24 protein-coding genes and 4 tRNA genes are annotated in these 26400 nt (G+C 38.7%); 17 read left to right on the forward strand and 11 right to left on the reverse strand.

Annotation, left to right across the window (positions count from 1 at the left end):
- The first annotated feature begins 215 nt into the window (after positions 1-215).
- Entirely contained in the window at positions 216-1154 is a 939-nt protein-coding gene (locus K2F45_RS23275) for a malate dehydrogenase (protein WP_248932528.1), read from the forward strand.
- A 155-nt stretch (positions 1155-1309) separates the two neighbouring features.
- On the forward strand, positions 1310-1753 hold the full coding sequence (locus K2F45_RS23280; RefSeq protein ID WP_088163761.1) for a retropepsin-like aspartic protease: 444 nt from the start codon (positions 1310-1312) through the stop codon (positions 1751-1753).
- On the opposite strand, the gene K2F45_RS23285 is transcribed toward K2F45_RS23280, so the two are convergent.
- Positions 1739-2959 carry an MFS transporter gene (locus K2F45_RS23285; RefSeq protein WP_276521433.1) on the reverse strand — a complete coding sequence of 407 codons (1221 nt, stop codon included), beginning with the start codon at positions 2957-2959 and terminating at the stop codon, positions 1739-1741. The two genes, K2F45_RS23280 and K2F45_RS23285, sit on opposite strands and share 15 nt — an antisense overlap.
- A gap of 181 nt (positions 2960-3140) precedes the next feature.
- On the opposite strand from K2F45_RS23285, the gene fsa reads away from it, so the two are divergent.
- From fsa to rnr, 3 genes are all read left to right on the forward strand, one after another.
- Positions 3141-3800, forward strand: a complete 660-nt coding sequence (gene fsa / locus K2F45_RS23290; protein ID WP_075994110.1) for a fructose-6-phosphate aldolase — start codon at positions 3141-3143, stop codon at positions 3798-3800.
- A 267-nt stretch (positions 3801-4067) separates the two neighbouring features.
- Entirely contained in the window at positions 4068-4496 is a 429-nt protein-coding gene (locus tag K2F45_RS23295; RefSeq protein ID WP_075994111.1) for a Fur family transcriptional regulator, read from the forward strand.
- A gap of 259 nt (positions 4497-4755) precedes the next feature.
- A complete protein-coding gene (gene rnr / locus K2F45_RS23300) occupies positions 4756-6888 on the forward strand; it encodes a ribonuclease R (RefSeq protein ID WP_075994112.1) in 2133 nt (710 codons plus the stop codon).
- A gap of 116 nt (positions 6889-7004) precedes the next feature.
- On the opposite strand, the gene K2F45_RS23305 is transcribed toward rnr, so the two are convergent.
- Positions 7005-7424: a hypothetical protein gene (locus K2F45_RS23305; RefSeq protein WP_083663757.1), complete on the reverse strand. Its 420-nt coding sequence runs from the start codon at positions 7422-7424 to the stop codon at positions 7005-7007.
- A 558-nt stretch (positions 7425-7982) separates the two neighbouring features.
- Between K2F45_RS23305 and rpsL the strand changes: the two genes are divergently transcribed.
- The 4 genes from rpsL (at position 7983) to rpsJ (ending at position 11522) form a co-directional block, all read left to right on the forward strand.
- Positions 7983-8396: a 30S ribosomal protein S12 gene (rpsL, locus tag K2F45_RS23310; RefSeq protein ID WP_002993550.1), complete on the forward strand. Its 414-nt coding sequence runs from the start codon at positions 7983-7985 to the stop codon at positions 8394-8396.
- Between the two features lie 19 nt (positions 8397-8415).
- Positions 8416-8883 (forward strand): 30S ribosomal protein S7, encoded by a 468-nt coding sequence (gene rpsG / locus K2F45_RS23315; protein ID WP_046671863.1) that lies wholly within the window; start codon positions 8416-8418, stop codon positions 8881-8883.
- Positions 8884-9014: 131 nt separating this feature from the next.
- Positions 9015-11138, forward strand: a complete 2124-nt coding sequence (gene fusA / locus K2F45_RS23320; RefSeq protein ID WP_088162893.1) for an elongation factor G — start codon at positions 9015-9017, stop codon at positions 11136-11138.
- Between the two features lie 78 nt (positions 11139-11216).
- Positions 11217-11522, forward strand: a complete 306-nt coding sequence (gene rpsJ / locus K2F45_RS23325) for a 30S ribosomal protein S10 (protein ID WP_028070501.1) — start codon at positions 11217-11219, stop codon at positions 11520-11522.
- A 214-nt stretch (positions 11523-11736) separates the two neighbouring features.
- On the opposite strand, the gene K2F45_RS23330 is transcribed toward rpsJ, so the two are convergent.
- The 3 genes from K2F45_RS23330 to K2F45_RS23340 form a co-directional block, all read right to left on the reverse strand.
- Positions 11737-12363, reverse strand: coding sequence for a porin family protein (locus K2F45_RS23330; protein WP_088162894.1), 627 nt, complete (start codon positions 12361-12363; stop codon positions 11737-11739).
- Positions 12364-12416: 53 nt separating this feature from the next.
- Positions 12417-13553 (reverse strand): AI-2E family transporter, encoded by a 1137-nt coding sequence (locus K2F45_RS23335; RefSeq protein WP_088162895.1) that lies wholly within the window; start codon positions 13551-13553, stop codon positions 12417-12419.
- A gap of 116 nt (positions 13554-13669) precedes the next feature.
- The gene (locus tag K2F45_RS23340) at positions 13670-14287 is read right to left on the reverse strand and encodes a porin family protein (protein ID WP_075994116.1); all 618 of its coding nucleotides are present in this window, start codon (positions 14285-14287) and stop codon (positions 13670-13672) included.
- A 449-nt stretch (positions 14288-14736) separates the two neighbouring features.
- Between K2F45_RS23340 and K2F45_RS23345 the strand changes: the two genes are divergently transcribed.
- Positions 14737-14807: transfer RNA gene (locus K2F45_RS23345), tRNA-Cys, on the forward strand.
- Positions 14808-14840: 33 nt separating this feature from the next.
- Positions 14841-15020: a hypothetical protein gene (locus K2F45_RS23350; RefSeq protein WP_046671880.1), complete on the forward strand. Its 180-nt coding sequence runs from the start codon at positions 14841-14843 to the stop codon at positions 15018-15020.
- A 33-nt stretch (positions 15021-15053) separates the two neighbouring features.
- Here K2F45_RS23350 and K2F45_RS23355 read toward each other — a convergent pair whose 3' ends face one another.
- Together K2F45_RS23355 and K2F45_RS23360 are read right to left on the reverse strand one after the other, a co-directional pair.
- Positions 15054-15800 carry a copper homeostasis protein CutC gene (locus K2F45_RS23355; RefSeq protein ID WP_088162897.1) on the reverse strand — a complete coding sequence of 249 codons (747 nt, stop codon included), beginning with the start codon at positions 15798-15800 and terminating at the stop codon, positions 15054-15056.
- Positions 15801-15960: 160 nt separating this feature from the next.
- Complete coding sequence (locus K2F45_RS23360) at positions 15961-16944, reverse strand: hypothetical protein (RefSeq protein ID WP_157698577.1); 984 nt, start codon at positions 16942-16944, stop codon at positions 15961-15963.
- Positions 16945-17229: 285 nt separating this feature from the next.
- Between K2F45_RS23360 and K2F45_RS23365 the strand changes: the two genes are divergently transcribed.
- Both K2F45_RS23365 and K2F45_RS23370 read left to right on the forward strand, forming a co-directional pair.
- The gene (locus K2F45_RS23365; RefSeq protein WP_075994119.1) at positions 17230-17649 is read left to right on the forward strand and encodes a hypothetical protein; all 420 of its coding nucleotides are present in this window, start codon (positions 17230-17232) and stop codon (positions 17647-17649) included.
- 45 nt (positions 17650-17694) lie between these two features.
- Positions 17695-17988 carry a Smr/MutS family protein gene (locus tag K2F45_RS23370; protein WP_088162899.1) on the forward strand — a complete coding sequence of 98 codons (294 nt, stop codon included), beginning with the start codon at positions 17695-17697 and terminating at the stop codon, positions 17986-17988.
- A gap of 39 nt (positions 17989-18027) precedes the next feature.
- Here K2F45_RS23370 and K2F45_RS23375 read toward each other — a convergent pair whose 3' ends face one another.
- From K2F45_RS23375 to K2F45_RS23385, 3 genes are all read right to left on the reverse strand, one after another.
- Complete coding sequence (locus K2F45_RS23375; protein WP_088162900.1) at positions 18028-19008, reverse strand: 3-keto-disaccharide hydrolase; 981 nt, start codon at positions 19006-19008, stop codon at positions 18028-18030.
- Positions 19009-19177: 169 nt separating this feature from the next.
- Positions 19178-19251 (reverse strand) — tRNA-Pro (locus K2F45_RS23380).
- A 332-nt stretch (positions 19252-19583) separates the two neighbouring features.
- A tRNA-Pro gene (locus tag K2F45_RS23385) sits at positions 19584-19657 on the reverse strand.
- Positions 19658-20092: 435 nt separating this feature from the next.
- Here K2F45_RS23385 and K2F45_RS23390 point away from each other — a divergent pair.
- Positions 20093-22468, forward strand: a complete 2376-nt coding sequence (locus K2F45_RS23390) for an ABC transporter permease (protein ID WP_145327967.1) — start codon at positions 20093-20095, stop codon at positions 22466-22468.
- Positions 22469-22514: 46 nt separating this feature from the next.
- Here K2F45_RS23390 and K2F45_RS23395 read toward each other — a convergent pair.
- Positions 22515-22588, reverse strand: a tRNA-Pro gene (locus tag K2F45_RS23395).
- Between the two features lie 342 nt (positions 22589-22930).
- Between K2F45_RS23395 and rplS the strand changes: the two genes are divergently transcribed.
- The 3 genes from rplS (at position 22931) to K2F45_RS23410 (ending at position 26395) form a co-directional block, all read left to right on the forward strand.
- Positions 22931-23278 (forward strand): 50S ribosomal protein L19, encoded by a 348-nt coding sequence (gene rplS, locus K2F45_RS23400; RefSeq protein ID WP_075994123.1) that lies wholly within the window; start codon positions 22931-22933, stop codon positions 23276-23278.
- 297 nt (positions 23279-23575) lie between these two features.
- Positions 23576-24661 carry a carbohydrate-binding family 9-like protein gene (locus K2F45_RS23405; protein ID WP_248932530.1) on the forward strand — a complete coding sequence of 362 codons (1086 nt, stop codon included), beginning with the start codon at positions 23576-23578 and terminating at the stop codon, positions 24659-24661.
- A 123-nt stretch (positions 24662-24784) separates the two neighbouring features.
- Positions 24785-26395, forward strand: a complete 1611-nt coding sequence (locus tag K2F45_RS23410; protein ID WP_248932531.1) for a CTP synthase — start codon at positions 24785-24787, stop codon at positions 26393-26395.
- Positions 26396-26400: the final 5 nt, after the last annotated feature.

Here is a 26400-nt window from a genome sequence, read left to right on the forward strand (position 1 = left end):
GTTATTCCCGCTAAATACATTGATTTACTGACAATAATTGATTAAATTCAAGAATTATTTAGTAACCCACATAAATGCTCATGAAATATCCATTAAGAAAAAGTACAAGCATTCGTGAAGATGGACCGGATATCCGATGTGGCATAAAGACCGCCGGAGGCGGAATGCATATTTAAGCGGAAAAATTAGCTCATGAATAAACAAATAATTTACATATGAAAGTAACTATTGTTGGTGCTGGAGCTGTAGGAGCAACTACAGCGGACAATTTAATCCGTCGAAATGTCGCAGAGGAGATTGTATTATTGGATATTAAAGAAGGTTTTGCAGAAGGCAAAGCGCAAGATATGGCACAAACCGCCGCCTTATTGGGTTTTGAATCAAAAATCAAGGGGGTAACCAATGACTATCTTTCAACTGCAGGTTCTACTGTTGCCGTCATTACATCGGGAATTCCACGTAAACCCGGAATGACACGCGAAGAATTGATTGGGACAAATGCCAATATTGTCAAGTCGGTTGTCGAAAACTTAGTAAAACATTCTCCGGATATTATTATTGTCATCGTATCTAATCCCATGGATACCATGACCTATCTAGCACTTAAATCAAGTGGATTGCCTAAGAATAGAATTATTGGAATGGGAGGTACATTGGATTCAGCCCGATTCAAATATCAACTGAGTGAAAAACTGAATGCTTCTGCGGCCGATCTCAATGCCATTGTCATTGGCGGTCATGGAGATACAACAATGATACCACTCATCAAGCACTCCACGTGGAACAGTATTCCAGTCACTGATTTCCTTACCCCGGAAGAGCAAGACGAAATTGTACACAAAACTATGGTTGGTGGAGCAACATTGACCAGCCTAATCGGCACCTCAGCCTGGTATGCTCCGGGAGCCGCAACAGCTGCAGTCGTCGAAAGTATCGTACGTGATCAAGGAAAATTATTTACAGCATCCGTTTATTTGGAAGGTGAATTTGGTCAAGAAGATATCAATCTGGGCGTACCGGTTATCATCAATAAAAAAGGATGGGATCGCATCGTCCCCATTCAACTCGATGACGAGGACAAAGAAAAATTCAATAAAAGTGCAGAAGCAGTACGTACAATGAATAATGTACTGAAAGAAATAAAAGCGCTGTAGCTCATAAATAATAAAAAGATAAGCTGTAGCTTATAAACTATCAAGAGATAAAAAGCTGTTATTCTATCAATAACAGCTTTTTTTATGAACGTTCAACACGCACTGCGGGTTTTAAAATTTCTTTTTTAAGGGAATTTTTGGGTATGTTTGGCTATATGACAACAGTACCATTTCAATTATTGGATTTACAAGGCCAGGGCACACACATTTTAGTCGATGTAGAAATATATAATCGTTCGTTCAAGATGGTAGTTGATACTGGCGCATCTAAAACTGTATTTGATAAAACGCAATTGGGGCATCTTTTGGATGACCAATTGCAGCTTGAACCTTCAGAAACATTATCAACAGGACTTGGCACCAATTCAATGGAGAGTTTCAATATAAAAATTCCGAGTCTGACATTAGGTGAATGGCAGATAAAAAACTTAAATACTGCGGTATTGGATTTAAGCTCGATCAATTATGCCTATCAGCAGATGGATCTCGAACCAGTGATCGGCGTATTGGGTGGAGATATTTTTGCAGACTATGGCGCTGTCATTGATTATGCAAAGCGCACCTTAAAATTAAGAACCCGGAAATTAAAACTTAAATAGACGTTTGTGGATATGGAGCCGGAGATAGCTATAGTACACAATTGCAATCAATATCCCCAGTCCCCCCATGACGCATAATGTCGTTCGAAGCCCACAGTAACTGGCTAAGGAACCTATCATCAATGTACCAATGGGAAATATCCCCTGAAAAGCCATGACGTAATACGAGATTGCCCGGGCACGATAGATCGGTATGGCATGCGTCTGAATATATGTATTGATACTTGAGTTTTGCATCATCATGGCAAAGGATACCAACATCACATAGACGAGTGCCATCTGCAGCATACTCGAATGCGCCAAAAACAATAATGCAACTCCCATAAGCGCAGCTGCCCCCATCACCTGATAGCGTAAATTGGTACCCGATTTTAAACGGGCCATATTAAAAGCACCAATCATCGCACCCAGGCCGGCCGCACTTTCAAACCAGGAGAACGTACGTTCATCACCATGAAACATTTCTTTGGCTATGGCAGGCAGCAACGAGGTATACGGAATAACGATCAAACTGGAGAATGTCATGATAATAATCAGCGAGGAGATGTGCGGTGAACGTTTAAGGTAACGAAAGCCTTCGACCAAGCCTTCCCAATTGCTTCCCTTACTCAGTTGAACATGTGTTTCATCGACCTGCATCATCAATAATGTAATAATAACCGGAACAAAACTGATAAAGTTAAGGGCAAAACAGACGAGTTCACCGTATGTACTCAGTAAAATACCTCCTATTGCAGGCCCCAACATTCGGGCACCATTGAAAATTGTTGAATTCAGCGCTATGGCATTCGGCAGATCTTTACGGTCCCCAACCAAATACATCATCAGCGACTGACGCCCCAAAACATCGAAGGAATTAATGACTCCCTGTATAAGACCTAAGATGGAAAGCCATAAGACACTCTCCCATTTCAGATAAACGACCAGGGTCAAGATCCCAGCCTGTATCATCAGACCAATTTGGGTCATCAGAACCAATTTATACTTTTTATGCTTATCGACAAAACTGCCGATAAATGGAGACAGGACCAAAGAAGGCAACAGGGAGATAAACTGCACAAAACCAAGCCAAAACACAGATCCGGTCAATTCATAGACTAACCAACTGATGGCTATCCGCTGCATCCAAGTTCCCATAAGGGAAATTGCTTGACCTATAACATGTAACCGGAAATTTCTATAATGGAGCGAACGAAAAACCTGCATACGTAAAGATAATACTATATTAAAAGTATAACAAAAAATTAGGAGAAGAGATTCCTTTTTGCTAAAATAAAGATACAATAGGTGAAAATCAATGCTTCAATACTGGAATATAATCAATAACTTTGCATCATTATTTTGAACTTTAGAATAATCAAATTATTATCATTCAATAACATATACAATGAAATTTTTTATTGACACAGCGAACCTAGAGCAAATCAAAGAAGCCCAAGACTTAGGCGTATTAGACGGGGTAACAACCAATCCAAGTTTAATGGCTAAAGAAGGTATTAGCGGTGATGAAAACGTAATCAACCATTATAAAGCGATCTGTGCAATCGTTGATGGCGATGTCAGTGCTGAAGTTATTTCTACAAATTATGAAGAAATGATCAAAGAAGGAGAAGCGTTAGCAGCTCTTGACAGCAAGATAGTTGTCAAAGTCCCTATGATCAAAGATGGCGTAAAAGCAATTAAATATTTCAGCAAAAAAGGTATTAAAACAAATTGTACATTGGTATTTACAGCTGGTCAGGCACTATTGGCTGCTAAAGCTGGGGCAACCTATGTATCTCCTTTTATCGGTCGTTTGGATGATATCTCTACAGATGGATTAGCGTTGATCGAAGATATTCGTTTAATCTATGATAACTACAACTATCCTACACAAATTTTAGCTGCTTCTGTACGTCACAGTGCACACATTTTAGGATGTGCTAAAATCGGTGCTGATGTTATGACAGGTCCTTTATCAGCGATCCTAGCCTTATTGAAACACCCATTGACAGACAGCGGTCTAGCGACATTCTTAGCTGATCACGCTAAAGCTGCAGGCAAATAAGATTCCTATATTTCCATATAGTAACGAAAACCGATAAGTAAGATGACACTAATCTTAAACTTATCGGTTTTCTTATTTTTAATAGTTTCCGTATTTTTGTATTGTCAAAAGCATCTTTGAGAGAGAAAATGGTCCGTTTATGTTCGTTAATGGTCTATGCAAAGGGAAAAAATACGATGAATAAATTCGTCGGATAGTTTTTAAACTTGCAAATAAAAGTAAATTTCTCTTAGTTTGTATTTGATCTAAGGCTTAACGAAGAAATCCATGGAAGATTCCAACACTGTATATCCAGAAATTCTCAAACGAAATAGTTTAAAAGTTACCCAACCCCGGTTGAAGGTACTTGAAATTATTTCGAGGAAAGAGTCTGCAATTTCACAGCCAGAACTGGAGAAATTACTGGGCAAGGATATTGACCGTGTCACATTATACCGGGTATTGGCCAGCTTTGAAGAGAAAGGGATTATCCATAAAATCTTTGATCTACATGGTACAGCTACTTACGCTATGTGTTCGACAAACTGTTCAGAACATGATCATCATGACCAACACGTACATTTTATTTGCCGGGTATGCAATTCTGTGTACTGCCTGGAAGATATGATCTTACCAAAAGTATCGATTCCAGAAGGCTTTAGTCTTGAAGCGATAGCCGTAAATGCACTTGGTGTGTGCAATCATTGCAAAAAGTAAATCAGGCTGTACGAATCCAAAACTATTTTTCGGGTGAACTGTCTATACATTGGCTATCGGAAGATGCTCCGTTTAGCTCGTTATAGTCGTGTCGAATGCTGTTTTTTTCGTACATTGTATTAGCATCGATCTTGATGTACGGCTCGCTCATGATCTATTGTATCGGCTGAATTTACAAATTCGCTATCACAGCCAGTTCGCTGCAATAGGAAGACTGCCGCAAATCGATGCAAATAAATAAATAATAAATAATAATTGGATGAAAACAAGAAAAGAAAATCCATATAAGGAGGTCTTAACACAACTGATCATCGATATCTTCGAAAAATCGGGTAATAAGCCCCTCAACTATAAACAAGTTTCGTCAAAATTGAACCTTACAGATAACGACTCGAAAGTCGCCATAGCCGATATTTTACATGATAATGTAAGAAATGGACTTTTTATTGAGATCGAACGCGGCAAATTTAATCTGAAGCAACTTAAAGTTTATGTCACAGGAAAGGTAGATATGACTGCCGATGGCTCCGCCTATGTGATTCCTGATGATGAATTTGAAAACGATATTTATATCGCTCCGCGGAAACTTAGACAGGCACTCCATGGCGATATTGTGAAGGTCCATACCTTCGAAAAAAGAAAAGGTGGCCGCAAAAAAGAGGGTGAAGTCGTTGAAATCCTGCAAAGGGCCAAGACTGATTTCACGGGAACAATCAGCATCTCCAACAATTTTGCTTTTTTTATTGCCGACGACCGCAAGATGCTACACGACATTTTTATTCCTTTGGACAATCTGAATGGAGCCAAGGATAAAGAAAAAGTGGTCGTTTCGATTATCGACTGGCCAAGCGGGAGCAAAAATCCTGTCGGAACGGTAAAACATGTTTTGGGTACCAAAGGGGAAAATAACACCGAGATGAACGCTATTTTGGCCGACTATGGTTTCCCATTGGAGTTCCCTAAAAAAGTTGAAGCTGAAGCCAATCAGATTTCGGAAAAAATAAGCGCGGAAGAAATTGCAAATCGGCGTGATTTTAGAAACGTTACGACCTTTACCATTGACCCAGCGGATGCAAAAGATTTCGATGACGCCATCTCCTTTCAAAAATTAGAGAATGGCAATTATGAAATCGGTGTTCATATTGCGGATGTTTCGCATTTTGTCATACCCGACACAGAATTGGACAAAGAAGCTTTCAACCGCGGCACATCCGTTTATCTGGTTGACCGCGTTATTCCGATGCTTCCGGAGCGTCTTTCCAATGGTGTCTGTTCGCTACGTCCGCATGAAGATAAACTTTGTTTTTCGGCTGTTTTTGAATTGGACGAAAAAGCCAATGTACACGATCAATGGTTCGGCCGTACAATTATCCATTCGGACCGACGTTTCAGTTATGAAGAAGCACAGGAGGTGATCGAAACGAAATCGGGTGATTTCAGTGAAGAGATCCTAAAATTAAATGAACTGGCTTATATTCTGCGGGAGCGTAAATTTAAGAATGGTGCAATTGCCTTTGAAAGTGAAGAGGTAAAATTCACCTTGGATGAAAATGGCAAACCTACAGGGGTATATACCAAAGTCCGTAAAGATGCGCACAAGCTGATCGAAGATTTTATGTTATTGGCCAACCGGAAGGTTGCCGAGTTTATTGGCAAACAAGGCCGCGGAAAAAACAAGCTTACTTTTGTATACCGGTTCCACGATGTACCTAATCCGGAGACGCTGACAACTTTCTCGCAATTTGCAGCGCGGTTTGGTCATAAATTGACCATCAAAACGGATAAGGAAACAGCGAAATCTTTAAATGCGCTGATGACAAAGATAGAAGGTAGCAAAGAACAAAATATGCTGACTTCGCTTGCGGTACGTTCGATGGCCAAAGCGATCTATACGACAAAGAAGACAAGTCACTATGGACTCGCATTTGATTATTACACCCATTTCACCTCTCCTATCCGTCGTTATCCCGATGTGATGGTACACCGTCTTTTACAATTCTATCTGGAGGGCGGTACCAAGATCAATGCGGAGCATTACGAGAAAATGGCCGAACATTCTTCACAAATGGAGAAAAAAGCGGCTGAAGCCGAACGTGCATCGATTAAGTACAAACAGGCCGAATACTTGCAGGATCAGATTGGCACGGAATATACGGGTATTGTCTCGGGTGTTACTGAATGGGGGATGTATGTGGAGATTGAGGAAAACAAATGTGAGGGTATGGTCAGGCTGCGGGATATCACCGATGACTTTTACGTGCTTGACGAGAAGAACTATGCGATCATTGGCCAAAGGAAGAAAAAGAAATTCCAGCTGGGTGATGAGGTTCAAATCCGCGTAAAGAAAGTGGATCTGGATAAAAGGCAGATTGATTTTACGTTGTTGTCTTAAAAATAAATCTGCAATAATTGGCAGCGTATTAAGCTCATCCAATTGGATATATGACAAAAAAAGCGGTATTGACTAAAGTCAATACCGCTTTTTCTTTTGAACAAGAAAGGATAAACTTATTGTTTCGTTCCTTCGAAAGTGAAAAAGACCTCATTTTCAGTAGTTTTCTTTCCTTGGCAAAGAAGTGTCTTTTTTTCCACATCAAATAAAAATGATCCTTCTGGAGAAACACCAGCCGTTTGAATTGCAATGTTCATATTATTGATAACCTTAAACTCTTTCGCAGGTATTTTTAGCGCTTTGTCTCCAATCTCAACTTTCAAAGTATTGTCAGAAATTTTTGTAACCGTCACGATTTTATCAAACATCGGTCCGCTTGTATTCGATAGATCTAAACTACCCTTGTAAGTACCAACAGCTGCATCGATGCTTCCACCTGTTTGAATGGGTTCATCTTTATCCTTTGAACATCCAACAAAAGCGAAGGTTACCAAGGCCAATACCACTGCATACATTAATCTCATTTTGATTTTCATAACTTGAATACATTAATTTGTTTCTACTAAATATTTACACGTTTTTATCAAACACTTTGCCAAACAGAACGCAAAAACATGCAGGAGGTACAATATACCTGAAAACCAGTAGAAGAATATTTATGAGAGAATACCATTATTTAAAGAGTACTACGCAGCGAAAGAACAACTTACAGTGCTTATAAGAAGAAACCTATATTACATAGCTTTTTGCCGTCTTGCTTCCCTATAATCGTCCATATTCGTGTACAACAAACCTTCAGCAATTAAATTTTCAATTTCGACAAGATATTACAGGCGGTGGCGGTTGGGAGGATGATTACATCCTAATCTATGCAAATTAGTTTGATGGCGGAGGCGTAGCGATTGACGAAAGATGCTGGACTGTACATTTAGCATGCTACAGCTATGATGATAGGGTCATAAAGAAAAGAGCAGTTCATTTTCAAAAAATAATCTAAATTTTATACACTAACTATTTCATATTCAAAAGGGAATCAGTATCTTTGCGAACTTAAAATATTTAAGGTAAAAAAATTTATAAACAAAAACAGGTAAATGCCTACTATTCAACAATTAGTTAGAAAAGGTAGAGTAGCTCTGGTTGATAAGAGTAAGTCACCAGCGTTGGACTCATGTCCACAGCGAAGAGGTGTATGTACACGTGTATATACTACTACCCCTAAAAAACCAAACTCAGCAATGCGTAAAGTAGCTCGTGTACGTTTAACAAACGGTAAAGAGGTCAACGCTTACATCCCTGGAGAAGGTCACAACTTACAAGAGCACTCGATCGTATTGATCCGTGGTGGTCGTGTTAAGGATTTACCAGGTGTACGTTACCACATCATCCGCGGTGCATTAGATACTTCAGGTGTAGCAGGTCGTAACCAACGTCGTTCTAAATATGGAACTAAGCGTCCTAAACCAGGACAAGCAGCTGCAGCTCCAGCAAAAGGTAAAAAGAAATAATTAAACGGAGGAAAGAAAAATGAGAAAATCAAAACCGAAAAAGAGAATCATTTTACCTGATCCAAAGTTTAATGACGTTCAGGTAACACGTTTCGTAAACAATATGATGGTAGATGGTAAAAAATCTATCGCTTATTCTATTTTTTACGACGCAGTAGAATTAGTAGAACAAAAAACACAAGAAAGCGGTTTAGAAGCTTGGAAAAAAGCTTTGAACAACGTTATGCCTGCTGTTGAAGTTAAATCACGCCGTGTTGGTGGTGCTAACTTCCAAGTTCCTATGGAAGTTCGTCCAGATCGTAAAATCGCTTTGGGTATGAAATGGTTAATTTCATACGCTCGTAAACGTGGTGAAAAAACAATGTTCGAAAAATTAGCAGGAGAAATCATTTCAGCTTCTAAAGGTGAAGGTGCTGCTGTTAAGAAGAAAGAAGATACGCACAAAATGGCGGAAGCTAACAAAGCGTTCTCACACTTCAGATTCTAATTTTGAAGACATTCAAAAAAATATGATTACACCGACCTCCGATAAAAACAATCTTTTATCAAGGTCGGTGTACTTATTTAACATTACATTTAAACACATAAGACCATTAAGGTCCGCTGCTTAAAAATATTATGGCAAGAGATTTAAAATTCACTAGAAATATCGGTATCGCTGCCCACATCGATGCTGGTAAAACTACAACAACTGAGCGTATCCTTTACTACTCAGGTGTAAACCACAAAATTGGTGAAGTTCACGAAGGTGCTTCTACAATGGACTGGATGGAGCAAGAAGCTGAACGTGGTATCACAATTACTTCTGCTGCTACAACCGTTTTCTGGAACTACCGTAACAACAAATACCAAGTAAACGTAATCGATACTCCTGGACACGTGGATTTCACGGTTGAGGTAAACCGTTCGTTACGTGTACTAGACGGATTAGTTTTCTTATTCTCTGCGGTTGATGGTGTTGAGCCTCAATCTGAGACTAACTGGAGACTAGCTGATGGATATAAAGTACCTCGTATTGGTTTCGTTAATAAAATGGACCGTTCAGGTGCTGACTTCTTAAAAGTTGTTGGCCAAGTAAAATCAATGCTAGGTTCCGATGCAGTAGCTTTACAATTGCCTATCGGTGCTGAAGATACATTCAAAGGTGTAGTTGACTTGATCAACAACCGTGGTATCGTATGGAATGAGCATGATAAAGGAATGACCTTTACAGAAGTTCCAATTCCAGAAGATATGTTGGATGAAGTTGCTGAATACCGTGAGAAATTATTGGAAGCAGTAGCTGGTTATGATGAGACTTTGATGGAGAAATTCTTCGAAGATCCAAATTCATTGACTGAGCGTGAAATCTTAGATGCTTTACGTAAAGCGGTATTAGATAATGCAATTGTTCCTATGGTATGTGGTTCATCTTTCAAAAACAAAGGTGTTCAAACCATGTTGGATCTAGTAATGGAATTATTGCCTTCACCTCTTGATATCGATGCTGTAAAAGGTACTAACCCTGATACAGGTGAAGAAATTTTACGTAAACCATCTGTAAACGAGCCTTTCGCAGCTTTAGGTTTTAAAATTGCGACTGACCCATTTGTAGGTCGTCTATGTTTTATCCGTGCTTACTCGGGTAAGTTAGATGCTGGTTCTTATGTATTGAACACTCGTTCAGGAAACAAAGAGCGTATCTCTCGTATCTTCCAAATGCACGCGAACAAACAAAACCCTATCCCTTTCATCGAGGCTGGTGATATCGGTGCTGTTGTAGGTTTCAAAGACATCAAAACTGGTGATACACTTTGTGACGAAAAAGCACCTATCATTCTTGAGTCTATGACTTTCCCTGAGCCAGTAATTGGTTTGGCGATTGAGCCTAAAACTCAAGCTGACGTTGATAGATTAGGTATTGGTCTTGGTAAATTGGCTGAAGAGGATCCTACATTCGTTGTAAAAACTGACGAAGAAACTGGTCAAACAGTTATCTCTGGTATGGGTGAGCTTCACTTAGAGATCTTGATCGACCGTTTGAAACGTGAATTTAAAGTAGAGGTTAACCAAGGTGCTCCTCAAGTATCATACAAAGAGTCTATCAACGGTACTACTGAGCACCGTGAGGTATTCAAAAAACAATCAGGTGGTCGTGGTAAATTCGCGGATATCAAAGTTGTTATTTCTCCAGCGGATGAAGATTTCGATTTATCAAAATCACCACTTCAATTCGTTAATGAAATTGTTGGTGGTAAAATTCCTAAAGAGTTTATCCCTTCAGTTCAAAAAGGATTTGAAACTTCAATGAAAAATGGTGTATTAGCAGGATTCCCATTATCAGGAATGAAAGTTCGTTTGATTGATGGTTCATTCCACGCTGTCGATTCAGATTCATTGTCTTTCGAATTAGCTGCTCGTCAAGCATACCGTGAAGGATTACCTAAATGTTCTCCAGTGTTAATGGAACCAATTATGAAAATAGAGGTTTTAACACCAGAAGAAAACATGGGTGATGTAATGGGTGACTTAAACCGTCGTCGTGGTCAAATGCAAGGTTTGGATTCACGTAACGGTGTACAGGTAATCAAAGCATTGGTTCCACTTTCTGAAATGTTCGGTTACGTAACGCAATTACGTACAATCACTTCAGGTCGTGCAACATCGACAATGGAATTTGATCACTTTGAAGAAGCCCCTCGTAACGTTGCTGAAGAGGTGATTGCAAAATCAAAAGGTAAAATCAAAGGTTCTGTAGAATAATATAGAACTCAAAAATAAACCGACCGCTGGTTGTTAATAGCTCTAATCAGCGGTCATTTTTAAATAATATCATATACTATGAGCCAAAGAATCAGAATTAAATTGAAATCTTACGATTACAATTTGGTTGACAAATCAGCTGAAAAAATCGTAAAAACAGTAAAACCTACAGGTGCAGTTGTTAGTGGTCCTATTCCATTGCCTACTGAGAAAAAAATCTATACGGTATTACGTTCACCACACGTTAACAAAAAAGCACGTGAGCAATTCCAATTGTGTGCTTACAAAAGATTGTTGGATATCTATTCATCAAACGCTAAAACTGTTGACGCATTGATGAAACTTGAATTGCCTTCAGGTGTTGAAGTAGAAATCAAAGTGTGATAGATTTCAGTCACTGAAAAAAGAAGGGCCTTTCGTAAGAAAAGCCCTTTTTTTGTGAATGTGTCTGATATTATTAGCTAGAAAGAAACCTTCAGTCGGCTTCCATTGCTGTTGCTGTCTGCCGAATCATGAAGGTTTTGTTTGCGCAAATATTCCTCATGAAACTAATAAATCCAAAACATGAGGATGAAAGACATTTTTCGAGCAACTAAAATTATAGCTGATAACCAAGTCCGATTGAAAATACACGATTATAGGTATCAATCTTATCATCTAGCTTGATATTTAAAAGCCCTAACGCATATCCGCCATGCACCGAAAAGCCATTTGTTAATTTAAATCCCGCTAAAAAATTTAATCCAGCATCATATTTTTTCATCTCATTGCTATTTTTTCTAGTCCCAAACTGAATTTCTTCTACAGTCCTAGAAAATTTCTCTTTCCCAGAGATTGCAACGCTTGTATATGGTCCCCCAGCTAGAAAAAATTGACCAAAATTATTTTGAGGAAAATAATACATTAAGTTTAAAGGGACTTCAAGATATTGTACCTTACGCCAGCCATCCATCAAAATTTCACCATTTTGCGAACCTGTACTCATTTTGGACCCTGTCTGTTGAAGAGCCACACCAGGTTGCAAGGCAAAATTATTACGCAATGGAAGCTCTACGTATGCTTCTATATGCAATCTTGTGATGGCAGGATAGGCCGAGCTTCCATAGCTTGAATATCTCATTTCCTTTGCAAAATTGGCCGCCGTACGAAGGCCGAAAGATATTTGAGCCTGAAGCCCGGTTGTCATTCCCACAATGGCTAATGTGGTTAATAATATTCTCTTCATATAATTACTTTTATTCGCTATGTTTGAGATAGCGGGCAAAAGTAATAAAAAAACTATTCGGCTTCTTTATCAATTTCAGTCGAAGGGGGAAGTTCATGGTGCAAGGTCGCGTACATATCATTGTAAACGTCATCCTTACTATCTTCTTCCCCTAAAAGAAATCCCCAAGGTTTTAACTCCTTAATGCGGTCCATTATAATTTTGACAATCGCCAAAATAGGAATCGCCAAAAACATACCGGAAATACCCCATACCATTTCGCCAATAATAATGGAGAGCATAGCAAACAACGAATTAACTTTCACCTTAGAACCCACAATCTTAGGAACAATAAAATTACTGTCGATCATATGTATAATAATGAGGGCGATAATGACCAGGACGACATGAGTAAAAGAAGATGTCGCAAATGTCAGAATGGCAATGATGAGCATGGAAGAGAAAATACCAACATAAGGTAGCACATTGAATACCCCGGTGATTAATGCCAAAAGCAGACTATATTTTACCCCAATCAACGAAAGGACAATAAAGACCAAAAGGGAAACCAAGCTCATTTGGATCAGTAGTCCGATCAGATATTTTTTGACGACATACTGAACCTGTTGAACCACGTCCAGAACAATCGGTCGGTCCTCTACACGATTGACAAATAAAAGAAACTTGACAATATGTCCCCTATATATCAGTAAGAAGAATGTGTAAAGAAAGGTAAAGACAAACAGAATAAACATCGACGACAGGGAAACCAATGCAGTACCTAAAAATAAAGTTCCCGAATCAACGGATTTTGATGCTGTTTTATTAATAAAATCAATCTGATCTTTATGCTGGATTCCAAACTGTTGGCTCACCCAGGTCTGTAGATTACCCACGCCATCCATAATCTGTTGCTTAAAAGCCGGGAAATCTTCTTTAAGGAGTGTAAGCTGTGAGGCCAATAGAAAAAGTCCGTACCCCAAAACACCGAAAAATAAAATAACGCTCAATATGCCGGCCAGTGTCCTTGGAAAATGTAGCTTCCGTTCCATAAAATTACTTAGCGGAATCAGCAGCAGCGAAAACAACAAGCCCAAAATCATGGGAATAAGTATGGTATCTCCGATCTTTGCCAAATATCCCAATAAAAGTATACTGATCAATACACAGGCAAGTTTGACATAAAAGGGTAAAGGAAGAAATCTTTTCATGCAGCAATCTTTTGAATAAAAATAACAATTTCGGTTGACTAAAGTTTAATCCAATAAAAAAGTCCCCACAAATGCAGGGACTCTTTCCTCATAATAAGTTTAAGTACTTATATTTCTTATAGTCCGAAACCGATACCAACAGACCAAATACGATTTTTAGCCATATCACCTGACCCTGGAGCTAAGTTGGTTAAACCTAAACCATAACCAGCATTGATCTGAAAACCATTAGTCAATTGGTAACCAGCTAAGAAATTGATACCAAAATCGGTACGTTTAAGATCATCATTTTCATTGCTACCAAAATTTAGATCACGTTCAATTTTCACATTTCCCTCGCCTAACTCTCCTTTACGTTTACCACTTAATCCGAATCCAACATAAGGTCCTGCACCAATAAAAAAGTTACCAGAATCTCCTGTAGGTAATTTAGCCACTAGGTTTACTGGAATATCAAGTGACATTACACTCTCTTTAATTTCAGAAGCTGAACCTGGTGTCCACTTTCCACCTTTATTTTGCAAAGACAATCCCGGCTGAATAGAAAAATAAGGCGAAACGGGAGCGTCCAAATAACCCGTTACAAAAAATCCTGTATTTGATTGTGTGCTTTCATTACTTAAAGAATATTTAGGAATATTTACACCCGCACGGAGACCATATCCCAATCCACCTTGTGCAAAAGCTCCTAACGAACCAAATAAAATTGCTGCAGATAATAATAGTTTTTTCATGTTTCCTAATTTAATTTACTTTCTTCTTTTATCACTTAATCTCATAATTTCCTGTATGAGATTTATTACATTTCCATTTGCAATATCTATTCCAAAATCCATAAGCCTTTAATTTACAAAGTAAAACATCACAAAAAAGTATCTTTTCACGATTTAGCATTGTCCTTTAAAAGATACAGTGATTGGCGTATTATTTCAATCTGATGGCGAGCTGCAAGGGGTTCGGTGTTTGATTTTACCGAGGAAAGTGCTTTGTCAAAAACGTCTTGGTTATCCCAAGCTGAAAACCCTCCGATATGTTGCTGCTGACTATCGCTCAAAGGATCACACAGCAAAATACAAGCTTGGTTTTCAGACGGATGCTTAAAAACATAAAAGTTTTATCATAAAGATTTTTTAATTCCAATTATAAGTTTTATTTTTGCAGACCTTCAAAAGGAAAAAAATAGGGTCGGATGGCCGAGTGGCTAGGCTGAGGTCTGCAAAACCTCCTACAGCGGTTCGAATCCGCTTCCGACCTCGTTTTATTTTAAACAATAAAAATATTATCAAAATGGGAGTTACACGTTTAAAAAGAAAAGATAGAAGAAATAAAACTGTTTCACGTGTTGAAGTTCAGTTTTTGAAATTAGGAACTAACGTAGAGTTAGGTTCTAGATCAAAAATGAAAGCTAGCAACCAAATCGTTAAAAACGATGCTATCTTAAATCAATTAGCTTCAGAAGCTAAATAGTAAGAAGAATTTAATAGCCTTTAAAGTACTACTTTAAAGGCTTTTTAATAGGTCCACCATTTGGTGGACTTTTTCTTTTGAGCTCATCCACTGTGCCTCATCCATTCCATTGACCTGACTCTGGTTAAACCTCATCTTCGACACATGCAATTCTTTCGCTGAGCTATGTATTGCAACTGCACCAGTTTGCGCTAAAATATGAACTATATTAGCTGCATCTACACCTGCACCAGGCATAATCACAATACGGCCATTTGCTTGTTGAACTAACTGTTTGAGTAGTGGAGCTCCAGCTAAAGCAGAATTTTGCAGACCAGATGTCAAAATACGATCTATCCCCAGTTCGATGACATCTTCTAATGCCTGAAAAGGATCTTCCACGCGATCAAAAGCACGATGAAAGGTAACATGCATGGGACGCGCAGCTTCCACCAATCGCAAAGTATTCACTTTATCCACCGTACCATCTGCGTTCAGCATACCTATTACAACACCATCTATCCCCAATTCCTTGCACAACTGAATATCTGCTATCATTTCTAAGATCTCGGTCTCTGTATAAAGAAAATCACCTCCACGCGGTCTGATAAGCACATGAATACCAATATTCACCAGTTCCCGCACTAACTGCAACTGACCAAACGAAGGTGTAGTCCCTCCATTTTCCAAATTTTGACAAAACTCTACCCGGGTCGCACCTCCTTGTTCGGCTTCAATTGCTGATGCTACGGAATTTGAACAGATTTCTAATTGGTAATTTCCAATTGCCTTTTCCTTCATTATATTATATCTTAAGCTATTTTTCGTTTACGCGAATAACGTAAAAAAAAAGGAAATAACCTACTCCCCTACTTATGGTCAAACTAGTATAAGCTTTAGAAAAGACTACAGTTAAAAAGATACTTTACCTTCATGGTAAATTTTGCTTCTAGACAAAGATCTACAACTTTAGCTTATAATGATGTACCTCTACTTTTTTCCACTTCCAATCTGGTCCTTTTGAGGTACTCATGCCACCTGACATCTCCCTTGAAGAAGGAGGGTCTAAGAAACGCTCCCGTTTAATATAAGTTGGCAATTGGAAGCCAGGCGATGTATTTAGCGTTTCAAAACATTCCCGCGCGAGTTTCATGATGTCATTCCGATTTTCTGCATTGCTTTCAATTCGACTTCCTATATAAGATGTCGGACCATACAATTGCTCATAAATAGCTGAATCTTCAAAAGGTTTGAATTTCAGACGCATCATTATTTGTACCAATAGAGCATACAGATCATTGTCCGTTGGCGCCAGAACCAACTTATCCAACACCTTTGGTATCAACTCCCACATCATCAATTCAACCGCTAAATCTTTGGTATTCTCACCAATGAAATCGAGTGTAGGCCACATCTGGTCCACATATCGTACAACAGAATCTCTACTTCCATGCAAAGCAACCAACTGTCTATTGCTCCAATATTCCAGCGGTATGTCCCCTCGATAATAGACTCCAAATATGTATTGACCTTTCAAGCGCCCCAAGGAACCACAATTTTGCATCTCAAACTCAGGTGCAAGCATACAGTAACTAAACATATCACGCGTATTTAGCGTTTTAAATGTTTGTACCGAAAGAGGATTCCATAAAGCAGGATAACGTTCCCTATCCAAACTATCTTCTCCTGATACCAATCTATACACGTAATAGTCTTTCAGTAATATTCGCAAGATTGCTTCACGACCACCAAGGGGATAATTTCTAGACTTAATCTTCCCCATTCTTCCGAGATACCTGGGCAACTGATCGTTTATAAATTTTGTAGAATCTTTCAGCTTATATTGGCCATGACACATGGGTAAGCTGCATACCAATAGCAATGCTAAAAAAAGGACATAGTACCTCCTCTTCTTAAAGAAATCAACAAAACTAGATGCTAACATAGTTAATACATTTTCAGTGCATTGGCTGCAATACAGCATATTAAATATACTTAAAATTAAATAGTATTAAATAAATTAGGTTTCAAAAAAAATCTACGATTTGAAAACGGGACCAAAAACCAAAAAAACTCAGTTCCGTTTTAAGCTCAGTCTCTTCTTTTATATACAAAAATCATAACCGAATTTTAGACATGTAAAACATTCGGCTGAACTATTTGTATATACCTTACATGCTTTTATTTAAATAACTAAAAACCAAGCGCATACATTTTTAAGTAAAATATCATGGCAATTATATCAAAAAACATGGAGACCCAAGAAAAGATCATCAGTACTTTTGAAGAGCTCCAAAAAGCTATATATGACCTGAAACATCAAATTGTTGAATTTGAATTGCTTTTTAATCAGGCTTGCAACAGACATATTGACTCCAATTTCCAAAAGGAATGGTTGCTGGACCGAATATCTTCACGTCATGATATGATTACACTTCGACATGATGCCATGCTGCTTATTCGAGACACTGTCTCTGCGTTCCGGGATTTCGACGGTTATTTTCTAGATCTCAAACAGCTACTCCAATCGATCGAGTTACTTATGCTCAACCATGCCGATGAGGAAGAGTATGAAATTGCAGCTATTATCAAAAAATGGTATGAAAAATTTGCCCAAGCGATTGATTTCGTTGGTGACTTAACCTATTAAGTCGCTGTTTTATTATACTTTTGCAGCATTGTAAAATATTGAGAAATGCACAAACCACCAGCTATCGTAGACTTACACACCGATACTTTCCTTGAAGATTGGGAAGATTATTCGCCAGAGGAGCTCTTACAAGAATCCATTGATTTTATGCGATCTAATCTAGATGCAGCTATTTATTGGGAAATGAACGAAATAAAGTTTATTCATGGCAAGGGAAAAGGAATGTTAAAAAAAATGGTTTTTGAAGAGTTGCAAGAGTACAAAGCTCACGGCTCCATTGAACGCTATTACACCTCCTACCAGAATGAAGATATTGTAGTCGTTGTCATAGGGATTTAAAAAGGCTACCTTTTCAGATAGCCTTTGTATCATGTTATGCTATTTAATAGCTGGAGTAATAATCACTTTTCGGAATTCCACGGGACCATGATCCCCTTGGAAATAAATTGGTCCCGGCTCTGCCTCTTTACTATCCAAAGCACCGCCCGTTATACCAGGGATTTCTTGGTTACTGATAACAGTCTTTCCGTTTGCCACAACCGTCACTAGACGTCCTACCAATGTAATATCATAGGTTTGCCATTCTCCGGCTCCTTTATTGACCATTTCATTTGCAGCTAAGAAGCCGTATACCCCTGCGAAAAGCACAGCATTAGGATGTGCATCCTTGGGGCTATCTTCTATCTGAACCTCATAACGGCCCCTTAAGTAGACACCACTATTACTTCCTGCTGGAATTTTAAATTCAACATGTAATTTAAAATCTTCAAATTTTTGCTCAGAGACCAAATTAGAACCAGATTGCGGGCTAGTCAAAATTCCGTTTTTCACCACCCACTGATTCGTTTTACCGGTAGCTTTCCATCCTGACAGATCCTTGCCGTTGAACAGCTGAATGGGCTTACCCCATTTTACTGCAGCTGTTCGCTTCAGCTCCGGAGCACGAACACCTTTAAAGCGATATGTTTTCCCATCAGGCTCTGTTATTGTCCCTTGCAATACACCGTTTACAATCTCTCCTTCAACACTTAGATTCATCTTTCCGCCTTCCCATTGAGGTGGGATGGCAAATCTAAACTTTCCTTTCTCATAAAACACCTGCGAAACTGGCCGAGCACTTCCGGAAGTACTCACATAATGACCGACTAAAGTTCTATAGCCCGACAATTTTACCTCCAACCAGGATGGTGCAGGGGTACCATTAATATCAACTTCGATGTCCCATCGACCAATCAGCTCTTTGCCTTCTACGTCTTGTTGATAATGACTGGATTCTCCGATTGAATGTTTAGCAAAGGTTACTTGCGGTAATGCACAAGAGGCCAAAATTCCTAAAAGAAATGCCGCTTTTCTGTTCATATTATTTATGTTTATATTCTAATTGACAATAAATTTCAAGCAATTTAACTGTTTAACAGCGGGTTTACAAGGATATAATGTTAAAAAATGCGAAGAATGCACCCGGCCGTAAGTTCGCCTTAATGCCCTGAAACAAAAAAAGCCCTAACTTTCGTTAGAGCTTTTCTCGTCGGGGTGGCAGGATTCGAACCTACGACCTCCACATCCCAAATGTGGCGCGATACCGGGCTACGCTACACCCCGAAAAGGTATCACCTTTGTTTTGTGTGGCACAAAAGTAAATTAAAAATATGTTTTTTTCAAAAATATTCTCTACATAACACCTAACAAGCTGACTTATTGTAAAATAATTTACAAAACATTTAAAACACATATCGATTTCGATCCAAAATAATTTTAAAAACCAGCATGACTGCCCTGAATAGCGAAGTTAACGCTTAGCTAGCTGAAATAGTGGGATTGGCAGGCCCTGACTGAGTCTCCTCCGGATCAAACTCAATAATATCCTAAGGCTGTAGGTTCGCCTTCTTGCCCCAAAACGAAAAAAGCCCTAACTTTCGTTAGAGCTTTTCTAGTCGGGGTGGCAGGATTCGAACCTACGACCTCCACATCCCAAATGTGGCGCGATACCGGGCTACGCTACACCCCGAAAAGGTATCACCTTTGTTTTGTGTGGCACAAATATACGCTTCTTACAAATTATTTGCAAATGAAAAACATAAAATAAAACTAACAAGTTGTTATATTGCGACATACTCTTTGCCCTGACGATACATAGCTCCCCTTTATACATCAAATCTAATGCTATTTCGAATATTTGTCACTTCGATCAAGCGCTCACCTGTCAATTAAAATCTTTTTGACCTCCCAACTGTAGCCTGTTCGAATATGAACATGAAGTGTTCGAATCCAAACACTTTAACCACAAAAAGAAAGAATACAATCTATTGACTAAAAACACTTTAGCCCTTTGGCCGCTTTTTTGAAATTGACTCATTGCACATTTTTTCAAAAATAGAAATCAACCTATCCTTCAACGGGATTGATTACCATAAGTTCAGAATGAACACTTATAACAAAAAGTATGATAAAGACCTATTTCCAAATCGCCTGGAGAAACCTTATTAAGAACAAGGTTTTTTCCTTTATCAATATCCTTGGCTTAACAATAGGCATCACCGTCTGCGCAATGATATTCCTGTTTATCGCCAATCAGTTTAGCTTTGACAAGTTTCACAGCCAAGGTGACCGGATCTATCGGGTCATGCGTGGCTTTGACAACACCAAAGACCGCGCTCCTTATTTATCTGCACCCTATGCCACCGCCTTAATAACCGATTATCCGGATGATATCAAAAAAGCTGTACGGGTAATGCCTGCCAATGGGTTATTCTCTTTTGGCAATATCGCATTCAATGAAAAGAAACTCTTTATTGCAGATGACGATTTCTTTGAACTATTTAGTTTTCCGCTCATCAAGGGAAATCCAATGACTGTTTTAAAAAATCCAACAAGTGTTGTATTAACGGAAAAAACTGCGAAAAAATATTTTGGAGATGAGAATCCCATCGGTAAAATACTACAGCTTGATAAAACGAAACAATTAACCGTTACCGGGATTGCAAAAGATCTTCCGGTCAATTCGCATCTGGAATTTGATCTTATCATTCCATTATCCAATTATATCAATACCGAACCGTTCAAAGCTTGGCAAAACAACAATTTATTCACTTACATCCTACTTGACGAACATAAAGATGTTAGGCAACTGGAAAAGCAATTTCCCGATTTCATGAATAGGCATATGAAAGCAGTTTCTACCAATATGGGTATCCATTTTGATCTTGCCCTTACACCGCTAAAAGATGTCTATCTTGAATCCCACAGCGCATTTGACAGCGCAAAACATGGTGACAAGAAAGTTATTTACATTTTTCTCTCCATCGCCATCCTTATATTGATTATCGCCTGCATCAATTTCATGAATCTCTCGACAATACGTGCAGTTGACCGATCAAAAGAAGTTGGTTTAAGAAAGGTACTTGGAGCACAACGTCTTCAATTAATGGGGCAGTTTATCGGAGAATCCATTTTATTAACCACCATATCCTGCATACTCGCCATATGTCTACTGCAACTACTCATGCCTGTATATAATCAACTATTGGGATACACCCTAACGGTCCCATGGAATTCATGGCCAATCTATATTTTTTTGATTGCAATTATTGTCATAGTAGGGCTATTAGCCGGAAGTTACCCTGCCTTATACCTTTCAACCTTCTCCCCTATACAGGCATTAAAAGGTAAATTGCGCTTGGGCAAGGGCGGCACACTGTTCCGACATACGCTGGTTGTGTTCCAATTCAGCATATCCATTTTACTTATCATCGGTACACTGATTATCTCCAAGCAGATGAAATATGTGAAAGAACTAGGACTCGGCTACGACAACCAACAGACTGTGGTTATTCCAATAGACAATGAAGAACTGTACAACAACCTTCGTACATTCAAAAACGAATTATCTGTGAGCAGTGATATTGCATCGGTCTCCTTTATGTCGGGTGAACCAGGAGGCTTCTTCGATAGCCATACGTTTGAAGTGGAGAGTAAAAATGGGGAGAAGTGGAGATCAAGGACGGAATTCACCGATTTCGACTATGTAAGCACGCTAAACCTCAAAATAATTGCAGGCCGAAACTTTTCAGCGCAATACCCCACCGACTCCACTAGCGCTGTATTAGTTAACCGTACTGCAACATCGATGCTCGGATTTACCCCCGAACAGGCCATTGGAAAATGGATAAAAAATACGATCCGCGATCAATCCCCCAGAAAAATCATTGGTGTAATAGATGATTTTAACTTCCTATCTCTAAAAGAAAACATGGATGCATTAGTTATTGCCCCTTCTGATGATCTAAGGGTAGCCCTCATTCGCTTAAACACAAAAGATTTCCCTGTAGCGCTAAAAACTATTAAAACTGCATTTGGGAAAGTAGCTCCTTTATACCCTTTTGAATACAGCTTTTTGGACCAGAAATTCGACACGCTATACAAAACCGATCTTAGGCAACAACGTATACTCAGTCTTTTTTCCGGATTAGCTATATTTATCGCTTGCCTGGGCCTATATGGTTTAGCCTCTTTTACGGCCGCCAAACGAAACAAAGAGATTGGAATCCGAAAAGTGCTGGGCGCTTCGGTATCGGGCGTTACTACTTTATTGTCCAGAGATTTTATAAAACCCGTATTAGTTGCCTTGATAATTGCCTCGCCGATTGCCTGGCTAGTGATGAACAAATGGTTGGAAGACTTTGCCTACCGCATCCAAATCCAATGGTGGATGTTTGTGCTCGCAGGACTGGTAACAATAGGTATCGCATTGATTACGGTAAGCTGGCAGGCCATTCGAGCAGCCGTAGCTAATCCTGTAAACAGCTTGCGGGACGAATAAAAGGAAGGAAACAAAAAAAGCTCTAACGTTCGTTAGAGCTTTTAAGTCGGGGTGGCAGGATTCGAACCTACGACCTCCACATCCCAAATGTGGCGCGATACCGGGCTACGCTACACCCCGAAAAGGTATCACCTTTGTTTTGTGTGGCACAAATATCGAATCATTTTTTGACTTTGTCAATACCCTGAAGAAAATTAATCACTAAATAGCTGATTGATTGCACAATATTTTTACACAAAGCACATATTCTATTGAATTTAGTAATTAAAAACCCTCTCCATATAGCCTACAAAGGAATATTCAAAATATCTTTAGATTATCCATTTCATTTTCATATCTTTGCATCCGATTTGAATATCAGTCAATAGTTTTTTAAAAAAGTATTTTTATATTCAGAAAATAAGTCGTAATATTGCATTCCGATTTTTACAGGATATAAATCGTTAATAATTACTCGAAATCATGGATTTAGTAAAATTTGTAGAAGAACAAGCGGTAGTAAAGAATGAAATTCCCGCTTTCAAAGCTGGAGATACCGTCAGCGTTCATTATAAAATTCGCGAAGGAAATAAAGAGCGTGTACAGGTGTACCAAGGTGTAGTAATTCAATTAAACAGCGAAGGTGCTAACGCTACTTTTACCGTTCGTAAAATCTCAAACGGTGTAGGTGTTGAACGTATTTTCCCTGTAAACTCACCAAACATTGAAAAAATTGAAGTAAACAGCTACGGTAAAGTTCGTCGCGCGAAATTATTCTATTTACGCGGCCTTACTGGTAAAGCTGCTCGTATTAAATCGAAAAGAATCTAATTACGACTATTACAGCATAAAAAAAGGCTCTGAATATATTCAAAGCCTTTTTTTATTGACTATATTGCCCTGGCTTCTCAAACGCAGACAGCACAACCAACTTCCTTCTGTAATAAATTTAGGACAATTAGATAATGTCCTTCAAAATTCCAACCCTCTTTTTGCCGCGCTAAAACATTTTACTTACTTTTAGCACCGTATCTGAAAGGTAGAATCGTAGATGATTACAATAGCAGAAAACAAACTGGTATTGTTTCATCCCAACTTGGCTACCGCTAAAAATCAAACTGTATCTTGATGAGAACTATAGCTTTTATCCTTACTTTTATCATCTATCCGACCTTTATTTTTGCACAACGAAATCTGAATGAATTTCTTCAGCTACAGTCGCGCCCTCAAACGTATTATGTACTTCCAGTAACAGATGCGATCACGATTGACGGAAAGGACAGTGAAGCTTCCTGGTCAAAAGCGATATGGACAGATTCTTTTAAGGATATTGAGGGATCAAATAAACCTGCCCCTACTTTTAAGACACAAGTCAAGATGCTTTGGGACAAAGAAAATCTTTACATTTTTGCTAAGCTTCAAGAACCCCATATCAAAGGATATTTAAGACAAAAAGATACAATCATCTATCATGACAATGATTTTGAGATCTTTCTCAAGCCAAATCTATTATCGCCAGAATATATAGAGATTGAAATAAACGCATTAAATACCGTAATGGATCTTTTGATGACTAAACCTTATCGCTTTGGCGGCAGGGCTAATCTAAATTGGGACACAAAAGATATGGAAAGTGCAGTCTATCATGCTGGGTCCATCAACAATCCTCAAGACAAGGATGAATTTTGGACTGTGGAAATGAAAATACCTGTAAAAAGTCTAAAATACTTTGGCGAAGGAAATCAGATTAAAGCAAATGAAACCTGGAAGATAAACTTCTCACGTGTTCAGTGGCATTATGACAACACCGAAACAACCTACAGCAAGAGAAAAGACAACACGGGTAAGACGCTCGCTGAAGAGAACTGGGTATGGTCTCCAATCGGCCTCGTTAATATGCATTACCCTGAGCGATGGGGACATATAAAATTTGTTAACGACACAGACCATCAACCTATCGATGAGCAATTCCTCGCACTCGAAAAAGTTACCTGGAATATCTTTTACCTGCAACAGATCTATAGAAAGGATAAAAAACGCTATGCAACGTCAATTCAGGAGCTAAGCAAATTATATCCTGAAATTATAAATGAGCACAAAAATTATGAGATTGTATTTTCAAACAGTAATAATTTCTATCGCATTGAAATCAAGTCAAAAGCACAGCCTACATTAAAGACAACAATAGATAGCCAAGGTAATATCTATTTTTAATTTAATTAATCGAGCCATCTTCAATTCTGATTTTGAATAAAAATTGCTATCTTTGTATCCCGTACATAGAGCAACTATTATTGGTCATTTTGACCACATAAAATTGAAAATCCTTTAATTGTTATGACTAAATATATTTTTGTTACGGGCGGCGTTACTTCGTCGTTGGGGAAAGGTATTATTGCTGCCTCCCTTGCTAAACTTCTCCAAGCGCGTGGCTATAAAGTTACCATTCAAAAATTCGACCCTTACATTAACATCGATCCAGGAACATTAAATCCATATGAACATGGAGAATGTTATGTTACAGAAGATGGCGCTGAAACAGACCTTGACTTAGGTCATTACGAGCGCTTCCTGAATGTCCCTACCTCACAAGCAAATAACGTCACGACAGGCCGCATCTATCAACACGTTATCCAACAAGAACGTGAAGGTGCATATTTAGGAAAAACCGTTCAAGTGATTCCCCATATCACCGATGAGATAAAACGCAGAATGCAACTGTTGGGTGAGTCCGGCAAATATGACATTATCATCACTGAATTGGGCGGAACTGTAGGCGATATTGAGTCCTTACCGTTTGTGGAGGCCGTAAGACAGCTTCGCTGGGAATTAGGAGCCAATAATTCACTGGTTATCCATTTGACTTTAGTCCCTTATTTGGCTGCTGCTGGTGAGCTTAAAACAAAACCTACCCAGCATTCCGTAAAAACATTATTGGAATATGGTGTACAACCTGATATTCTAGTATGTCGTACTGAACATAAATTATCGCAAGAAATCCGTAAAAAATTAGCGCAATTCTGTAATGTCAACATCAACGCCGTCGTAGAATCTATCGATGCGTCGACGATTTATGATGTCCCATTATTGATGTTGAAGGAGAATCTTGATAAAACAGCATTAACAAAGCTAAAACTTTCCAACAAAAATGAGCCTGATCTAGAAAACTGGAAAAACTTTTTAGGTAAGCTCAAAAACCCGACAAGTGAAGTTAATATTGCTTTGGTCGGAAAATATGTTGAGCTTCCAGATGCTTACAAGTCTATTATCGAAGGATTTATCCATGCGGGCGCAACAAACGAATGTAAAGTAAAAGTGAGCTATATTGCTGCTGAAAGTGTTACAAAAGAAAATGTTGCTGAAAAGCTGAAAGGTATGGATGGAGTTTTGGTTGCTCCGGGTTTCGGTGAACGCGGCTTGGATGGTAAGCTAAATGCTATTCAGTATGTTCGTGAAAATAATATTCCGTTCTTTGGTATCTGCTTAGGTATGCAATGTTCGGTTATCGAATTCGGAAGAAACGTATTGGGATTAAAAGATGCCAACAGTTTTGAAATGGATGCCAACACCAGCAATCCGGTCATCAATTTGATGGAAGAGCAAAAAAATATCACCAGTATGGGCGGTACAATGCGTTTAGGTGCTTACGACTGTGAAATTAAAAAAGGAACTAAGGCCTTTGCCATCTATGGTAAAACAAAAATTTCTGAAAGACACCGTCACCGTTATGAGTTTAACAATGACTATTTAAAACAATATGAAGCAGCTGGAATGATTGCTTCAGGATTCAATCCGGAGACTGGATTAGTTGAAATTGTCGAATTGAAAAACCATCCATTTTTCGTTGCCGGACAATTTCATCCAGAATTAAAGTCAACTGTTGCAAATCCTCACCCACTTTTTGTTAGCTTTGTAGCCGCTGCTTTGGCCAACAAAAAATCAAAGTAGTAATA

The organism is Sphingobacterium siyangense, assembly GCF_023277505.1.
GTDB lineage: Bacteria > Bacteroidota > Bacteroidia > Sphingobacteriales > Sphingobacteriaceae > Sphingobacterium > Sphingobacterium siyangense.

Bases quoted from the DNA above. Each gene is read 5' to 3' on its own strand.
- K2F45_RS23275 (WP_248932528.1), top strand. From the start codon at position 216: ATGAAAGTAACTATTGTTGGTGCTGGAGCTGTAGGAGCAACTACAGCG.
- K2F45_RS23280 (WP_088163761.1), top strand. From the start codon at position 1,310: ATGACAACAGTACCATTTCAATTATTGGATTTACAAGGCCAGGGCACA.
- K2F45_RS23285 (WP_276521433.1), bottom strand. From the start codon at position 2,959: ATGCAGGTTTTTCGTTCGCTCCATTATAGAAATTTCCGGTTACATGTT.
- fsa (WP_075994110.1), top strand. From the start codon at position 3,141: ATGAAATTTTTTATTGACACAGCGAACCTAGAGCAAATCAAAGAAGCC.
- K2F45_RS23295 (WP_075994111.1), top strand. From the start codon at position 4,068: ATGGAAGATTCCAACACTGTATATCCAGAAATTCTCAAACGAAATAGT.
- rnr (WP_075994112.1), top strand. From the start codon at position 4,756: ATGAAAACAAGAAAAGAAAATCCATATAAGGAGGTCTTAACACAACTG.
- K2F45_RS23305 (WP_083663757.1), bottom strand. From the start codon at position 7,424: ATGAAAATCAAAATGAGATTAATGTATGCAGTGGTATTGGCCTTGGTA.
- rpsL (WP_002993550.1), top strand. From the start codon at position 7,983: ATGCCTACTATTCAACAATTAGTTAGAAAAGGTAGAGTAGCTCTGGTT.
- rpsG (WP_046671863.1), top strand. From the start codon at position 8,416: ATGAGAAAATCAAAACCGAAAAAGAGAATCATTTTACCTGATCCAAAG.
- fusA (WP_088162893.1), top strand. From the start codon at position 9,015: ATGGCAAGAGATTTAAAATTCACTAGAAATATCGGTATCGCTGCCCAC.
- rpsJ (WP_028070501.1), top strand. From the start codon at position 11,217: ATGAGCCAAAGAATCAGAATTAAATTGAAATCTTACGATTACAATTTG.
- K2F45_RS23330 (WP_088162894.1), bottom strand. From the start codon at position 12,363: ATGAAGAGAATATTATTAACCACATTAGCCATTGTGGGAATGACAACC.
- K2F45_RS23335 (WP_088162895.1), bottom strand. From the start codon at position 13,553: ATGAAAAGATTTCTTCCTTTACCCTTTTATGTCAAACTTGCCTGTGTA.
- K2F45_RS23340 (WP_075994116.1), bottom strand. From the start codon at position 14,287: ATGAAAAAACTATTATTATCTGCAGCAATTTTATTTGGTTCGTTAGGA.
- K2F45_RS23350 (WP_046671880.1), top strand. From the start codon at position 14,841: ATGGGAGTTACACGTTTAAAAAGAAAAGATAGAAGAAATAAAACTGTT.
- K2F45_RS23355 (WP_088162897.1), bottom strand. From the start codon at position 15,800: ATGAAGGAAAAGGCAATTGGAAATTACCAATTAGAAATCTGTTCAAAT.
- K2F45_RS23360 (WP_157698577.1), bottom strand. From the start codon at position 16,944: ATGTTAGCATCTAGTTTTGTTGATTTCTTTAAGAAGAGGAGGTACTAT.
- K2F45_RS23365 (WP_075994119.1), top strand. From the start codon at position 17,230: ATGGCAATTATATCAAAAAACATGGAGACCCAAGAAAAGATCATCAGT.
- K2F45_RS23370 (WP_088162899.1), top strand. From the start codon at position 17,695: ATGCACAAACCACCAGCTATCGTAGACTTACACACCGATACTTTCCTT.
- K2F45_RS23375 (WP_088162900.1), bottom strand. From the start codon at position 19,008: ATGAACAGAAAAGCGGCATTTCTTTTAGGAATTTTGGCCTCTTGTGCA.
- K2F45_RS23390 (WP_145327967.1), top strand. From the start codon at position 20,093: ATGATAAAGACCTATTTCCAAATCGCCTGGAGAAACCTTATTAAGAAC.
- rplS (WP_075994123.1), top strand. From the start codon at position 22,931: ATGGATTTAGTAAAATTTGTAGAAGAACAAGCGGTAGTAAAGAATGAA.
- K2F45_RS23405 (WP_248932530.1), top strand. From the start codon at position 23,576: ATGAGAACTATAGCTTTTATCCTTACTTTTATCATCTATCCGACCTTT.
- K2F45_RS23410 (WP_248932531.1), top strand. From the start codon at position 24,785: ATGACTAAATATATTTTTGTTACGGGCGGCGTTACTTCGTCGTTGGGG.